Annotated in this window: 16 protein-coding genes; 14 read left to right on the top strand and 2 right to left on the bottom strand. The window is 48.9% G+C overall.

Features of this window, described 5'->3' with window-relative positions:
• Positions 1–305 precede the first annotated feature (305 nt).
• The 14 genes from F4Z13_02995 (at position 306) to miaA (ending at position 13,957) form a co-directional block, all read left to right on the top strand.
• Positions 306–587 (top strand): hypothetical protein, encoded by a 282-nt coding sequence (locus F4Z13_02995; GenBank protein MXZ48209.1) that lies wholly within the window; start codon positions 306–308, stop codon positions 585–587.
• Positions 587–1,063 (top strand): hypothetical protein, encoded by a 477-nt coding sequence (locus tag F4Z13_02990; GenBank protein ID MXZ48208.1) that lies wholly within the window; start codon positions 587–589, stop codon positions 1,061–1,063. The genes F4Z13_02995 and F4Z13_02990 overlap by 1 nt, the downstream gene beginning before the upstream one ends.
• Before the next feature lie 59 nt (positions 1,064–1,122).
• Complete coding sequence (gene uvrB / locus F4Z13_02985; GenBank protein MXZ48207.1) at positions 1,123–3,141, top strand: excinuclease ABC subunit UvrB; 2,019 nt, start codon at positions 1,123–1,125, stop codon at positions 3,139–3,141.
• Positions 3,142–3,259: 118 nt separating this feature from the next.
• Positions 3,260–3,748: a ribosome maturation factor RimP gene (locus F4Z13_02980; GenBank protein ID MXZ48206.1), complete on the top strand. Its 489-nt coding sequence runs from the start codon at positions 3,260–3,262 to the stop codon at positions 3,746–3,748.
• Positions 3,745–5,100 (top strand): transcription termination/antitermination protein NusA, encoded by a 1,356-nt coding sequence (gene nusA, locus F4Z13_02975; GenBank protein MXZ48205.1) that lies wholly within the window; start codon positions 3,745–3,747, stop codon positions 5,098–5,100. The genes F4Z13_02980 and nusA overlap by 4 nt, the downstream gene beginning before the upstream one ends.
• A gap of 48 nt (positions 5,101–5,148) precedes the next feature.
• A complete protein-coding gene (gene infB / locus F4Z13_02970; GenBank protein ID MXZ48204.1) occupies positions 5,149–7,707 on the top strand; it encodes a translation initiation factor IF-2 in 2,559 nt (852 codons plus the stop codon).
• 37 nt (positions 7,708–7,744) lie between these two features.
• The gene (locus F4Z13_02965; protein MXZ48203.1) at positions 7,745–8,023 is read left to right on the top strand and encodes a hypothetical protein; all 279 of its coding nucleotides are present in this window, start codon (positions 7,745–7,747) and stop codon (positions 8,021–8,023) included.
• 38 nt (positions 8,024–8,061) lie between these two features.
• Positions 8,062–8,352, top strand: a complete 291-nt coding sequence (locus F4Z13_02960) for a DUF503 domain-containing protein (protein MXZ48202.1) — start codon at positions 8,062–8,064, stop codon at positions 8,350–8,352.
• 10 nt (positions 8,353–8,362) lie between these two features.
• The gene (gene rbfA / locus F4Z13_02955; GenBank protein ID MXZ48201.1) at positions 8,363–8,722 is read left to right on the top strand and encodes a 30S ribosome-binding factor RbfA; all 360 of its coding nucleotides are present in this window, start codon (positions 8,363–8,365) and stop codon (positions 8,720–8,722) included.
• Positions 8,709–9,671 carry a bifunctional oligoribonuclease/PAP phosphatase NrnA gene (locus F4Z13_02950; GenBank protein MXZ48200.1) on the top strand — a complete coding sequence of 321 codons (963 nt, stop codon included), beginning with the start codon at positions 8,709–8,711 and terminating at the stop codon, positions 9,669–9,671. The genes rbfA and F4Z13_02950 overlap by 14 nt, the downstream gene beginning before the upstream one ends.
• Positions 9,602–10,582 carry a tRNA pseudouridine(55) synthase TruB gene (gene truB, locus F4Z13_02945; protein MXZ48199.1) on the top strand — a complete coding sequence of 327 codons (981 nt, stop codon included), beginning with the start codon at positions 9,602–9,604 and terminating at the stop codon, positions 10,580–10,582. Before F4Z13_02950 ends, truB begins: the two co-directional genes overlap by 70 nt.
• 29 nt (positions 10,583–10,611) lie before the next feature.
• Positions 10,612–10,881 (top strand): 30S ribosomal protein S15, encoded by a 270-nt coding sequence (gene rpsO, locus F4Z13_02940; GenBank protein ID MXZ48198.1) that lies wholly within the window; start codon positions 10,612–10,614, stop codon positions 10,879–10,881.
• 46 nt (positions 10,882–10,927) lie between these two features.
• A complete protein-coding gene (gene pnp / locus F4Z13_02935) occupies positions 10,928–13,015 on the top strand; it encodes a polyribonucleotide nucleotidyltransferase (protein ID MXZ48197.1) in 2,088 nt (695 codons plus the stop codon).
• A gap of 9 nt (positions 13,016–13,024) precedes the next feature.
• Positions 13,025–13,957, top strand: a complete 933-nt coding sequence (miaA, locus tag F4Z13_02930; GenBank protein ID MXZ48196.1) for a tRNA (adenosine(37)-N6)-dimethylallyltransferase MiaA — start codon at positions 13,025–13,027, stop codon at positions 13,955–13,957.
• 12 nt (positions 13,958–13,969) lie between these two features.
• Here miaA and F4Z13_02925 read toward each other — a convergent pair whose 3' ends face one another.
• Entirely contained in the window at positions 13,970–14,368 is a 399-nt protein-coding gene (locus F4Z13_02925; protein MXZ48195.1) for a cytochrome c-type biogenesis protein CcmH, read from the bottom strand.
• Entirely contained in the window at positions 14,365–14,928 is a 564-nt protein-coding gene (locus F4Z13_02920; protein MXZ48194.1) for a TlpA family protein disulfide reductase, read from the bottom strand. The genes F4Z13_02925 and F4Z13_02920 overlap by 4 nt, the downstream gene beginning before the upstream one ends.
• Positions 14,929–14,962 lie beyond the last annotated feature (34 nt).

The following is a 14,962-nucleotide window of genomic DNA, read 5'->3' as shown; positions in this document are numbered from 1 at the left end:
CAACACCACTCACTCCGTCGGCACCGTCAGACGTGTCTAAGACACAGTTCTAGGGGGGGCGACTACTTTGTGGAGAAATTAAAAGTCTTGATTTTAATATAAAACATGATTTTCGTGTGTTTATAAAATTCCTAAACAGTTATAGGAGAGAGTCGGAACGTAACCTGCTCGTACAAGAACGTTAACAGGAAATTGAATCACTAGGGAAAACAACTCGTAGGTAAACCTCAAGTTGGAGAAAACAATGTCAACATTAAATTTGTGGAAGGTTTCTGACACCATAAAGCAGAGAATGGAGGCACATCATGAAAAATGAAAAATATCAAAGAAGTGTAAAAATGCTTTGCCCGACTTGTGGCGGCTCTAGTTATCAATATGAGCAGGCAGTCGACGAAGCTATCGAAATAGTTAAATGTGCATCGTGCGGCAGAGAGTTAACCAAGAACGAACTTATTAGGGAAAATGGCGAAAATATAAATAAGCATCTTTCTGAGATGACTGAAGAAGTTAAAGCCGATATCAAAAAGGAGTTCAGAGCTTCTCTTAAGAAAGCATTCAGGGGCAGTAAAAATATTAGGATTAAGTAATGACTATAAAAGTAGACCCTAGTGACATTATTGCTGTATTTGCTCTTTTGCTTTCCAGCTACGCCACTTGGCAGACTCTCAGGTTTAATAAAAAGCAAGAATCCCTCGTGGAGACTCAAGAAAAGCTTAACAAACTGCTTCTCAGAAAAGAAGAAGTTGAAGCCCTAAGTGATAGGCAGGCTGATTTAGGGGCTTCGTTTATAAAGCTGGGGAAATACGAGTACAGACTCAAGATATGGAACAAAGGCAATGCCTCTGCTAGAAACGTAAGGCTAGAATTTCCAGAAGGTAATAATGTACTTATTAAATCGGAAATAGATGAAAAACTTCCTTTAGAATCCCTAGAAAAATACCAGTCTGTTGAGTTGTTAGCTGCTGTTGATTTTCAGACCAAGAGTAAACATATAATTCGTTTAGTTTGGGATGATGATACTAAGGAGCAGAATGAAAAACTCGTATATCCAACTCTGATTTAATTAAGGTGTTTTGTGAGAAATTCTGGATACCCAGACAAGTAGTTAAAATAGTCTCCGAAATGGATTCCGGGAAATCTCTGTTTAACCTCAAAAGCCCCTTTGAACCCAAGGGAGATCAGCCCCGGGCCATCTCCGCATTGGGTAAAGGGCTGAAGCTAGGATGCAAGGATCAGGTTCTCCTTGGAGTTACCGGAAGCGGCAAGACCTTTACCGTAGCCCAGGTTATCCGTGACGCCGGACGTCCCACGCTGATACTTGTTCACAACAAGACACTGGCTGCGCAGATATACGCCGAACTGCGCGATTTTTTCCCCGAAAACGAAGTTCACTATTTCGTGAGCTACTACGACTACTATCAGCCCGAAGCCTATATCCCCGAGACCGATACGTACATAGAGAAAGACGCATCGATAAACGAATACATAGACCGCATGCGCCACGCCGCCACCAAGGCCCTTTTCAGACGAAGGGATGTGATAATCGTCTCAAGCGTTTCGGCTATCTACGGAATCGGGGCTCCCAAGGTTTATTACGGCATGCTTACCGAGATCGAAGTGGGGATGGAGCTTTCAAGAAATGATTTTGCCCTCAGGCTTGAGGAGGTGCGTTACGAAAGGAAGATCGACGAACTTGACAGGGGCACCTACAGGGTTAGGGGGGACGTGGTGGACGTGTTTCCCTCGCATGAGGAATCGACCGCGCTCAGAGTCGAGTTTTTCGGAGACTCAATAGAGACGATACGCGCTATAGACCCTCTAAGCGGCAAGGCCGCCGGGGAGGTCCGGGAAGTCTCCATTTTCCCGGGTTCTCATTACGTGGCCCCCAAGAGTGTTCTTGAGCAGGCGGTCGAGAACATAGACAGGGAGCTTGAGGCCAGGCTTGCTGAACTCAAGGAGAGGGGCATGGAACTTGAGGCCGGCCGGCTTGAGGAAAGGACCAGGTTTGATCTTGAGTTGCTGGATACGATGGGTTTTTGTCCCGGCATCGAGAATTATTCAAGATACATTTCCGGACGGTGCCCCGGAGAGCCTCCCTACACGCTTCTTGATTATTTCCCCGAAGATTTTCTATGCGTGATTGATGAAAGTCACCAGATGATTCCCCAGCTTCGGGGCATGTACCTCGGTGACAGAAGCAGGAAGCTCTCTCTGGTTGAAAATGGGTTCCGGCTTCCTTCGGCGTTTGATAACCGCCCACTTAATTTTGAGGAGTTCGAGACCAAGATCGGACAGGTGATATACGTTTCGGCTACCCCAGGGCCCTACGAACTCGCAGCGGCCCGCGATAACGTCGTTGAGCAGATCATACGGCCGACGGGCCTTGCCGATCCCTTAATTGAAACCCGCACCGCCCAGAACCAGGTGGACGATCTGTTTGATGAACTAAGAAAAGTGGCTGCCGGAGGGCAGAGGGCCCTCGTTACGACGCTTACAAAGAAGATGGCAGAAGACCTTACGGACTATTATCGGGAGCTCGGCCTGCGGGTTGAATACCTGCATTCGGAGATTGACACACTCGAGAGAATAAAAATCGTAAGGGACTTAAGAGCCGCAAGATTTGACGTTCTGATCGGAATAAACCTTCTTCGGGAAGGACTCGACATACCCGAGGTTTCCCTTGTTGCAGTGCTCGATGCCGACAAAGAAGGATATCTTCGTTCAGAAACGTCGCTTGTTCAGGTTTTCGGCCGGGCAGCGAGAAATGTTTCTGGCAGGGTGATTCTCTACGCAGACACCATGACGGGGTCTATGCGCGCCGCCATGGCGGAAACCCGCAGAAGAAGAAATATCCAGATGGAGTACAACGCTGAAAACAATATAGTTCCGAGAAGCATCGAAAAGAACATAACCGACGTACTGGGTTCCATATACGAGTCTGACTACCTCGAGATTTCCGGTACGGAGGAGGAAGATCTCCTCGATATCCCCCCGAACAAGATCCCGGGAGCCATAGCCAAGCTTTCGAGGGAGATGAAGTCCGCCGCGAAGAAGCTTGAATTCGAGAAGGCGGCCGAATTCAGAAACAGGATAAAAAAACTACAGGAACTGGAGCTTAAATACGCCAAAGGGGTCGCGTGATAATCGGGGATTTCCTTGCCGATTTTTTTGTTTTATGTAGAATTTAAACCGCTTTGGAAAGAGTGGGTCTTTACCCGCTCTTTTTTGTTGAAGGGTATGAAAGACACGGAGAATTTTTGTGGAAAAGGCTAACGGTAAGCTTGAAAAAACGGTTCTGGAGGTTCTCCATCCGATTGTCGAGGAGAATTCCTGCGAGCTTGTGGATATAAAGTATCTGAGGGAAAGAGGTGGCAGGGTCTTGAGAATATACCTTGACAAGGAGGGCGGGGTCACTGTTGATGACTGCGCCAACGTGAGCAGGGAGCTCGGTGTGGTTCTGGATGCCTACGACATAATGCCGCAGCATTCTTACACGCTTGAGGTATCTTCTCCCGGCCTCAGGAGGCCCCTTAACAGGCAAAGCGACTACGAGAGGTTCAAGGGAAGGAAAGTGAAGATAAAGACCACGGATCCGGTCGGTGACAGAAGGGTTTTTTCCGGAACGCTTCTCGGAATGGAAGGGGAAATGATTCTGGTGGAAGTTGATGGCCGTTCCTACAGCGTGCCTTTCGGCTCCGTCAGCAGGGCGAACTTGGAAATTGATTTTGGGAAAGGAGCGAGAAAATGATTACGGAACTGACGAGAGTTATAGATTCCGTAGGGAAAGACAAGGGCATTGACAGGGAACGCATAATAAGCGCGGTTGAGGAAGCGGTTCTGTCCGCTGCCGAGAAGCTTCTCAAGTCAAAGAATCAGGACAAGGAACTCGACGTTTACTATAATCCCGATGAGGGAGAGGTAGAGCTTTTCGAGTACAAGGAGGTTGTGGAAACCGTAACCGACTCCGAAATTGAGATTTCCCTCGCGGAAGCGTCCGAACTCGATCCCGAAACTGAACTTGGAGACATGATAGGCGTTAAGATAAGCCCCGAATACACTAGAATTGCCATTCACAACGCCAAGCAGAAGGTCCTTCAGAAACTCAAGGAGGCCGAAGGCAAGGTTATATACGAAGAATTTATCGGCAGGAAAGGAACTATAATAGGCGGCATAGTGAGAAGGGTTGACAGAAGGCACATAATAGTTGATCTCGGAAGGGTTGAGGCTGTCCTGCCCCCGGAACAGCAGGTACCGAGAGAGTACTACAAGATGAAAGAAAGAATACGAGCGGTGCTTCTGGATATAAGGGAGTCGCCTAGAGGCGAACCTAGGCTTATCCTTTCAAGAGCTCACGTGAGTTTCGTAATGAGGCTTTTTGAATCGGAAGTCCCTGAAATCGCCGAGAATATAGTGGAGATAAAAGCTATCTCAAGAGACCCCGGGGGAAGAACGAAAATAGCCGTGGCGTCAAACGATTCGGATGTGGACGCGGTTGGTGCCTGCGTGGGAATGAGGGGCTCGAGGGTTCAGAGCATCATTCAGGAACTCAGGGGCGAGAAGGTAGATATAGTTCCCTGGTCAGAAGATCCCGCCCGCTACGTCTGCAACGCTCTCTCTCCGGCTGTTGTCAACAAGGTTGTAATTGACGAGAACAGCCGCTCTATGGAAGTCATAGTTGATGATGACCAGCTTTCTCTTGCTATCGGGAGGAAGGGGCAGAACGTAAGGCTGGCCTCGCAGCTTACCGAGTGGAAGATAGATATAAAAACTGAGTCCAGAGTCAAGCAGGAACAGCAGGAAGTGCTCTCCCTTCTTACAAGCTTACCGTCTGTAAGTGAGGTTACAGCAAGTCTGCTTTATAATGACGGATTTTACTCTCTTGAACACATAGCTTTTTGCGAGCCGGATGTGCTCATGAAGGTTGGAAGTCTCAACGAGGACGAGGTTTCCACGCTTCAGAAAGCAGCCCGCGTGGCGCTTATGGAGAAACTTGAGGAGATGCCTGTTGAGAGCGAAACCGAAGAGGTTTCAGATGCAGAAGAGGTTAAGATATCATCGCCGACCGGCACAGAGGTACAGGATTCGCGAAAAGACGGGTAGCAAAAACCACCGACCCGCATCTATGGGAGAGCGGGTTTTTTTTGGAATATGCCTAAAGTCAGAATACATCAGATAGCCAAAGAGTTGGGAATAACCAGCAAAGAGGTAGTAGAGCAGAGCGTAAAGCTTGGAATGAAAGTTACAAGTCACCAAAACGTAGTCTCGGAAACAGATGCCGAGAGAATAAAAAAGGCGCTTATTAGCGTCCCGGAGGAGAATTCTTTAGAAACGGCGGAAGAGCAGAAGGAAACCGTAAAGGTTTTCAAGTCTGAAACGGGCGACTTCGTCGAAAGAAGAAAGGGTTCTAGGGTTGTAAGAAGAAGAAAGAAGGTTGTAAAACCGGAGCCAGAGCCTGTGGAAGCAGAAGCCGTTCCGGCTGCCGGGGAACCTGCGGAAATCAAGCCGGAGCCAGAAATTCCTCTTCCGTCTGAATCCGTGGAAACTGAACCGCTTCAGGTTCCAAGCGCCGAGAGCGAAGCGATACCTGAGGAGGCGCGCGAAGTCGAGCAGTTGCCCGAAGCCGAGGTTCCTCAGACAGATGATGCTGAGCTCAAGACCGAGCCATACCCGGAACCTGAAAAGGCCGTTGAGGAAGCGGATGATCAAGGCGAACGAAAGCAGAAGAAAAAAACTAAAAAGGGCAAGCCCCTAAAAGAGGAAATACATGATGAAGAGACCTTGGAGCAGCTCAAAAGAGCATTCCGGACCAAGGTTCCCAGCAGAAAAGAATATGTAATACAGAACAAAAAGCCCAAACTAAGGCAGAATTTCGACGGACCCGGGAAAAACAGGGGGGTCTACCCGGCAGATGGACAGGACGGGAGAATTCTTCCGATTTCCCCCACCCACACATCGAAAAGAAACATTAAGGTTGGTGAAACGATAGTGGTTTCCGACCTTGCGAAGATGATGAGCGTAAAAGCGGCGGAAGTCGTTAAGAAACTCATGACCATGGGTACGGGCGCTACGATCAACCAGTCAATTGACAGCGATACCGCCGAGCTTCTTGCCGATGAGTTCGGTTTTAATGTGACCGTTGAGAGGTTTGTCGAAGAGGACCTGCTTTTTGACCAGGATGAGTCGCAAGATGCGGAGAAAATGCCGTGCCCGCCGGTCGTTACGGTCATGGGACATGTTGATCACGGCAAGACCACACTCCTTGACTCTATAAGGGAAACCAATGTTGTCGCGGGAGAGGCCGGTGGAATAACGCAGCACATAGGTGCCTACGCAGTGAACATAAAGGATTCAACCATAGTTTTCGTGGATACGCCTGGGCACGAGGCGTTTACTTCAATGAGGGCCCGCGGTGCGAGTATAACGGACATAGTGATCTTGGTAGTGGCGGCGGATGACGGAGTAATGCCCCAGACGGTCGAAGCGGTTAACCACGCGAAAGCGGCCGGAGTTCCGATTATAGTAGCCATAAACAAAGTCGACAAGGAAGGTGCCGATGTCGAAAAAATCAGGAGAGAGCTCTCAGAGATAGATCTCATATCGGAACAGTGGGGAGGAGATACTCTTTTTGCCGAGGTTTCAGCGAAAAAGAAAAAGGGTCTAAGTGAACTCCTTGAACTTGTGCTGCTCCAGGCCGATATACTTGAACTCAAGGCGTCGCCCGATAAAAAAGCAAACGGCGTGGTGGTAGAAGCGGAGCTTGACAAGGGAAGGGGAGCGGTCTCCACTGTCATAGTCAAGGAGGGGACTCTTCGGGTCGGAGATTGCGTTGTATCAGGGGTTCACAGCGGAAAAATAAGGGCCCTTACTGATGACAAGGGCAAAGCGGTAAAAAGCGTCGGTCCTTCAATGCCCGTTAAGATCATGGGTCTCTCGGGAGTTGCCGAAGCCGGGGAAAAATTCCATGTAGTCAAAGATGAAAAGACAGCTAAGGAGGTAACTTCTCACCGTCTGGATAAGATCAGGTCCCGCAAGGTGATCACCACTCCGAAACTTTCGCTCGAAGACCTTTTCAGCTCTATTGAAAACGAGGAAGCGAAAGAACTTTCGCTCATCATAAAGGCAGATACCCAGGGATCGGTTGAGGCTCTCAGGGAGTCTTTGGAAAAACTCTCTACCGAGAAGTGCAGGGTAAAGATCGTTCACTCCGGAGCCGGAGGCATAAACGAGACGGATGTGGTTCTTGCAAGCGCCTCAAACGCGGTGGTGATAGGGTTTAACGTCCGCCCGGATGCGAACGCGCTTAGGATTTCTGAGAAGGAAGGTGTTTCTCTTGAACTTCATTCAATAATTTACGACGTGGTAAGCCGCGTAAAAAGCGCGATGGAGGGACTTCTCGAGCCCATTCGCAAGGAAGTCGTGGTGGCCCACATGGATGTAAAGGAGCTTTTCCACGTGTCAAGAGTGGGGACTATCGCGGGATGCATGGTTTCTGACGGTAGGGTAAGCAGGGACAACAGTATCAGAGTGGTTCGGGACGGCACGGTTGTCTTTGACGGCAAGGTAAGTTCTCTTAGACGCTTTAAAGAGGACGTGAAAGAGGTCCAATCGGGCTACGAATGCGGTATAACGATAGAGAATTTCAACGACGTGAAGCAGGGAGATGTCTTCGAACTCTACAAGCTTGAGGAGATAAAGCAGGAGCTTTGATATCTAGGTTTTAAATCAAGACATAAGAGAGTTTATCATGTTTAAGGCTTTGCTCCTCATTTTTACCTTGACCGTCAGCGGTTCAGCGTTTGCGGTTGGCATGTCTGCAAATGCTGTTAGTAAAGAAACGACAAGCGTTGAAGTTCCAGAAACGGAAGTTCAGTCGGAAGAATTATCAAAAGGTGAAGGTCGTGGTCGATGCAAAGCGAAAAGTGGAGATGGCAGCAGTTCTTGTCGTAAACGTTGCGGAGAAGGAACCTGGGCCTATTGCAAAGCGAGTAAAACCACGGCTTCCTGTTGGTGTCAGAAAGAATGAATTCAGCTTGTCAGCGATAACACATAATTCCCTTTTAAATGGTTGTGGGCATAGCCAGACTTGAACTCTACATGTCAGGCAACAGGTCTTTGAAGGATAAAAGACGCCTGATCAAAAGTCTTGTCGAAAGAGCAAGATCAAGATTCCCGAGCCTCTCAATGGCTGAAGTCGATTCTTTGGACCTAAAGGACAAAGCTACAATAGGATTTGGATATGTCTCCAACGATGTTTCCTTGGTAAATTCAGTTCTGGACAAGGTGACTTCCTATATCGAGAGCACTGGGAATTTCCGCATGGGTGAAAAAGAGGTGGAGATCATCCATTTCTAAGTGAACGAAGATGTCTCACAGCTACAAAAGATCCGCGAGGATATCCGATCTTCTCATAAAGGAGATATCCGAAATGCTGGTACGCGGCAAGATCAAGGACCCCAGGGTGTCGTCGGCAAGCATAACGGCCGTGAGGGTTACAGACGACATGGGCTACGCGAAGGTCTTTTTTACCTCTTTTGATGAACGCTCCGATACCCAGGAGATGCTTGAGGGATTAAAGAACGCTACAGGCTACATAAAAAGCACTCTTTCCAAGAGATTGAGGATAAAAAAAATTCCGAATATAGAATTCGAGTACGACGATTTAGTGGAGAAAGGGGGGAGAATTGACGAACTGATAAAGGACTTGTCGGATGAACAAGCTTGATAATATCCTTGATCTCATAAGGGCGAACCAAAGCTTTCTTGTCGTTTCCCACGAGAATCCGGATTGCGACGCTCTGGGTTCAACCATAGCCATGGCGCTGGTCCTTCGCGAGCTTGGAAAAGATGTGATCATGTATAACGCGGACGGGGTTCCTGAGTACCTGCGATTTCTTCCCGAGTGCTCCGGCATTATCGATTCTCTTGAAAGCGTCACCAACCCAGTGGACGTGGTTATGCTCCTTGACTGTGCCGATGTTTCTCGACCCGGGAAAGAGTTTGAGAACTTTATCCTGAAAAACGGTTTCACGTTTGCGTTTGTGGACCACCACGTAACCAACAGCACGGGTTCCGAGTACTGCCTTGTTGATGAAAACGCATCTTCTACTGGAGTTATTCTCTACAGGATGATAAAACGGCTCGGGATTCCCATAAGCCCGAACGTTGCTGAGTGCCTTTTCTCCACCATAGTCGGGGATACGGGTTCGTTCCGGTATTCAAACACCCGTTCTGAGACGTTCACGATCGCCGCTGATCTGGTCGACTGCGGAGCCGATCCCGAAAAAATCTCAAGATTCATTTATGATAACGAACCTCTTAGAAAGGTCATGCTTAGGACCTTGGCAATGAACACCCTTGAGGTAAACGGGAAAATCGCTTTTCTTCACGTATCGAGCGAGATGTTCCAGCAGACCGGCACCGAAAAGGAGCATACAGAGGGTCTTGTAAGCATGGCGAGGGCAATTGAAGGGATTGAGGTCGCGGTTTTTCTGAGGCAGGAATCCGCCATCGGCTGGAAAGTGAGTCTCAGATCCAAGGAGTATGTGGACGTGGCGCAGATCGCCAGACGGTACGGCGGGGGAGGACACCGCAAGGCGGCCGGATGTGTGATTTCCGCGCCGCTCGCTACCGTCAAACGCAGGCTTCGCAGTTCGATTCAGGAAGCAATGTGATGAATGGAGTTATGATTCTCGACAAGCCCAAGGGTTATACCTCCGCTCAGGTGCTTAACAGGGTGAAAAAAGCCTTGGGAGCAAAAAAGGCGGGTCATACGGGCACTCTGGATCCGTTCGCGACGGGAGTATTGACTCTGTGTTTTAATCAGGCGACAAAAGCCATTCCTTACCTCGGAGATGATATAAAGGAATACGAGGCCGAGATGACCCTGGGCGTATCGACCGATACCATGGACGAGACCGGTACTGTTACCGGCCGAGTGGATGCGGAGCATCTGGGCAAGGATGAGATTGAAGAGGTCATTGAAGGATTTGCGGGGGAGATAATGCAGGTCCCCCCAATGTATTCCGCCGCCAAGGTTTCAGGTACGAAGCTCTACGCCCTTGCAAGAGCCGGGAAGGAAGTTGAAAGGAAACCGAAAAGAGTCACCATAGAGGAAATAAGACTTCTTCATTTTTCTTACCCCAAAGCGACTTTTTACGTGAAGTGTTCTCGCGGAACCTACGTAAGGGTGATTGCCTCGGATGCCGGGAGGAAACTGGGCTGCGGAGCCCATCTTTCCGAACTGAGAAGACTCAGAAGCGGTCCATTCACGCTCGGCGAGGCCAGCAGTATTGAGGATGTGGAATCCGGGAATTACAATGTTCTTCCCCTAGAGGATGTTCTCAGGAGCTATCCTAGGGTTCATTTGGAAGAGGATCTGTGCGAGAGCGTGCGCAACGGAATTCCTCTTTGCCGTGGGGTTCTTTCGGGCGTGGAATTGCCCGAATTCAAAAATAGGGATATAATCACCATATTTTGCCGGAAAAAGATTCTTTCCATCTGCGAGGCGAAGACTGACTCGGATGAGTTTGAGTATATGGGAGATAAGGATATAGTGTTCCGGCATTTAAGAGTGTTTAACTGATCAGGCAAGGGTCTAGGAGGAAGTAATTTATGTCTTTGCAGAAAGAAGAAAAGGCACGAATCATAAAAGAGTTTCAAAAACATGAGAATGACGTTGGTTCGGCCGAGGTTCAGATAGGGATTCTGAACGGAAAGATACAGGAACTGTCCGAGCACGTGAAAAGAGCGCCCAAGGATAACCATTCAAGAAAAGGACTGGTTTCAATGGTTGCCAAGAGAAGAAAACTGCTCAATTACGTGAAGAGGGTGAGACCGCAGGAGTACGGAAAGCTGATTGAGACCCTTGGACTAAGAAGATAAGGAAGTAATATTTGGAGGAAATGAATTGACTGAACAATTAAGAGAGATGGAAGCGGAGCTGTTCGGAGCTAAGTTGCGCCTTGAAACAGGAAGGCTTGCCAAGCAGGCAAGCGGGGCGGTGCTCGCTTCCTGCGGAGGAACTACGGTGCTTGCCACGGTTGTTGCTTCGGAAGAAAAAATAGAAGATGATTTTTTGCCGCTTACGGTTAACTATCAGGAAAAATCATTCGCAGCCGGGAAAATTCCCGGAGGTTATTTTAAGAGGGAAGGGCGTCCCAGTGAAAAGGAAATCCTTACGTCAAGGCTTATTGACAGGCCTGTAAGGCCGCTTATACCCAAGGGCTTTTCTTATTCCACCCAGGTTATAGTTACGGTTATTTCCGCTGACGGTAAAAACGCTACGGACGTTCTGTCGGTAATAGCGTCTTCAACGGCGCTCATGGTCTCAGATATACCGTTTGCCGGACCCATAGCGGCTCTTACCGTCGGAAAAGTAGACGGCGAGCTTGTTATAAACCCCTCTCCCGAGCAGCTTGAGACCAGCACTATGGAGATAACTGTCGCGGGCACAGAAGATGCTATTGTAATGGTAGAGGGTGGCGCGAAGGAAGTAAGCGAGGCCGAGGTGGTCGAAGCTCTTATGGTTGCCCATGACGGGATTAAGGAAATCGTTTCTTTCCAGAACCGTTTCGTTGGAGGAATCGGGAAGGAAAAAAGAGAGGTTCCCGCTGTCGAAATGGATGATGCGCTTGAAAGCGAGGTTCGTTCATCTGCGCTCCCTTCTCTTGAGCAGGGGATCGTAGCTGATTCAAAGGACGGTAGAAAGAAACTTATAAACCAAGCTTATGAAGAAACGGTAAAAAAACTGATTGAGGAACGCCCGGAAGACAAATCCAAGATTGACAAGTCGTTTGAGGAGTTGATCAAAGATTCCGTGAGAAGCAAGATAGTGGAGGGTAAAAGACCCGACGGAAGGGACTACACGACGGTAAGGCCCATATGGGGTGAAGTGGGTCTTCTTGAAAGAACCCATGGTTCGGCGCTCTTTACCCGCGGGGAAACCCAGGCCATAGTCGTCACGACCTTGGGAAGTTCATACGACGAGCAGAGAATAGACGCGCTTGAAGGTGACCAGACAAGAAGTTTCATGCTGCATTACAACTTTCCTCCCTACTCCGTCGGAGAGACGAGCTTCCGGCTGGGTCCCGGCAGAAGAGAAATAGGGCACGGTGCACTTGCCGCAAGGGCGATAAAACCCGTTTTGCCGGATAAAGAGGATTTTCCCTACACTATCAGGATCGTTTCCGAAATACTTGAATCAAACGGTTCTTCGTCGATGGCGACTGTGTGCGGTTCCTCGATGTCTCTTATGGACGCGGGCGTGCCTATAAGTGCCCCCGTGGCCGGCATAGCTATGGGACTTATAAAGGAAGGGGACAATTTCGTCGTTCTCTCTGATATTCTTGGTGATGAGGACCACCTTGGGGACATGGATTTTAAGGTGGCCGGCACCCAAGGCGGTATTACCGCCTTGCAGATGGATATTAAGATAACCGGCATAAACGAAGATGTTCTCACAACTGCACTTGCTCAGGCAAAAGATGGCAGAATGCATATTCTCGGGAAGATGGAAGAGGTAATCAGCGGACCCAAAGAAGAGCTTTCCGAATACGCTCCGAGAATTCTTACGATCCAGGTAAAGCCGGATAAGGTCAAGGTTGTTATAGGCTCCGGCGGCAAGACTATAAAGCAGATAGTCGAGGACACGGGAGCGCAGATAGATATACAGGATGATGGTCTGGTCAAGATTTTCTCCCCGGACTACGAAGCCTGCAAGAAGGCCGAGGGAATCATAAAAAGAATCGTTGAGGATATAGTCGCCGGCAAGTTATACGTCGGCGTGGTTAAGCGCATTCTGGATTTCGGAGCGATAGTCGAGCTTGGTCCAGGAAAAGACGGGCTTCTGCACATCTCCGAACTTGAAAACCGCAGGGTCGAAAAGGTAACCGATATCCTGAACGAAAAAGACGAGGTTCTCGTAAAGTGCCTTGCGGTTGAGCGTGACGGCAGGGTGAGGCTCAGCAGAAAAGCCGCGCTTGACCAGAACATAGAAGACTACAGGATTTCCGACTAACCCTTACAGTTGAGTCTTTCCCGGGAAAAACCAAAGCTGGTTGTTGTCTTAGGGCCGACGGCTTCGGGAAAGACTGAAATGGCGCTGGAAATAGCCCGCAGAACCGGCGCTTGCATAGTAAGCGCCGATTCCGTTCAGGTCTACAGGCATTTCGATATAGGCAGCGCCAAACCCACCGAAGAGCAAAGACGGGAGATCCCCCATTTCTTAATAGATGTTGTGGAGCCCGATGAGGATTTTAACGCCGGCACGTACATGAGGCTTGCCCTTGATCGCATCGGGAGGCTCGTTGAGGATGGCGGGAAAATAGTCGTGGTTGGGGGAACTTTTCTTTACGTCAAGGCTCTTCTTTACGGACTTCTCGAAGGTGTTGAGGTTGATCGGAAGTTCAGAAAGAGCCTCGCACGCGAGAGGGACGCGAAGGGAATAGCGTCGCTTCACAAAAAACTTGAGACGGTAGACCCGGTATCCGCCGGACGGATAAATCCGAACGATTACGTGAGAATTGAGCGGGCGCTTGAGGTTTACCACACGACGGGTGAGCGCATGTCGGATCATCACCGTCGGCACGGCTTTCCAGAAGAAAGGTTTAACGCCCTTAAGATAGGTCTCCTCGGGAACCGGGAGCGGCTGCGCCACACCATAGACAAAAGGGTCGACGTAATGATCGACTGCGGCTGGGTTGAAGAAGTAGAAGCTATAAGGGCCAAGGGATACGGATCCGACTTAAAGCCTATGAAGTCTATAGGTTACAAGCGGATAAACGAATTTCTGGACGATCGGCTTGATTTCAAGACGGCGGTTGAAAAAATAAAGACGGATACGAAAAGGTTTTCCAAAAGGCAGTCCACTTGGCTTCGCGCGGATGAAGACATAAAGTGGTTTGACTCCGAAAGAGGGAATGGCCCGATACTTGAGGCATGTAGAGAGTTTTTCGACTGATTCTCTCTCTGGCTATTTTTTTTCCTCGACTTTGTATGAGTAAATCGTTCTCAGGATTATTGCCGCGCCGATAAGTACGGAAAGCACGGGCAGAAGCCATAATATGACGCTGAATCCTTTGGGTGGAGGGGATGCGAGAATAGTTTCTCCGTAGCTTGAGACAAAATAGTCTATTATTTCTTCCTTTGACTTGCCTTCAAGCAGCTTTGTTTTTATGACAGCCCTCATGTCTCTGGCAAGCTGGGCGTTTGATTCCGCAACGCTCTGCCCCTCGCACACTGGGCACATAAGTTCTCCCGATATTTCGGCTATCTGGTCTTCAAGTGTGTCTGCATCCACCTGGAAGGCGATAAAAAAGGCTAGAGATAAAAAAAGTCCCGCGCTTAGGATCTTGCGAAAAAAACAGTTCACGGGTTTTCAGTTCTCCGGCTCTGCTCGTTGTAAATAGTCGCGTTCTCTATATAGCTCATAATCATTTTTTCGGTAAGTGGCCCTCTGTGCTTGCCGGTTATGATTCCCTCGGGGTTTACGAAGAAAGTCTCCGGAACTCCTCCCACTCCGTAATCCAGATGTATCCTGTTTTCCGGGTCATAAATGTTGACGAAGCTTCCCCCGAACGATTTTATGTATTCCTCGGCGCTTTTTCTGTCGTCCATTATGTTTATTCCTATGAACTCAACCTGATTGCCCGAAAGAGACATGTAAGTTCTCTCTAGAGCTGGGGCCTCCTCTCTGCATGGATGACACCAGGATGCCCAGAAATTCACAAGCAATGTCTTTCCCCGAAAATCAGAAAGCCTTACCTTCTCACCGCTAAACGATCTCAACACGAACTCGGGTGCGGGTCTTCCCACAAGCTGTGAGGGGGTTTGAACACCTCCCTTTCCCGAAAGCCCGCTCCAAAGGGTGTACGCAAGCAGGGCTATAATAAGGACGGTAAGAATCTTCGGTACCGCGTTTGATATCTTCATACAGAGATCCTGTTCTTTCTAGCGTTAAGTTTTC

The organism is Candidatus Dadabacteria bacterium (assembly GCA_009837205.1).
Lineage (GTDB): Bacteria > Desulfobacterota_D > UBA1144 > Nemesobacterales > Nemesobacteraceae > Nemesobacter.
The sequence above is the reverse complement of the archived record's forward strand: the minus strand, read 5'-3'. Positions and strand labels throughout refer to the sequence as shown.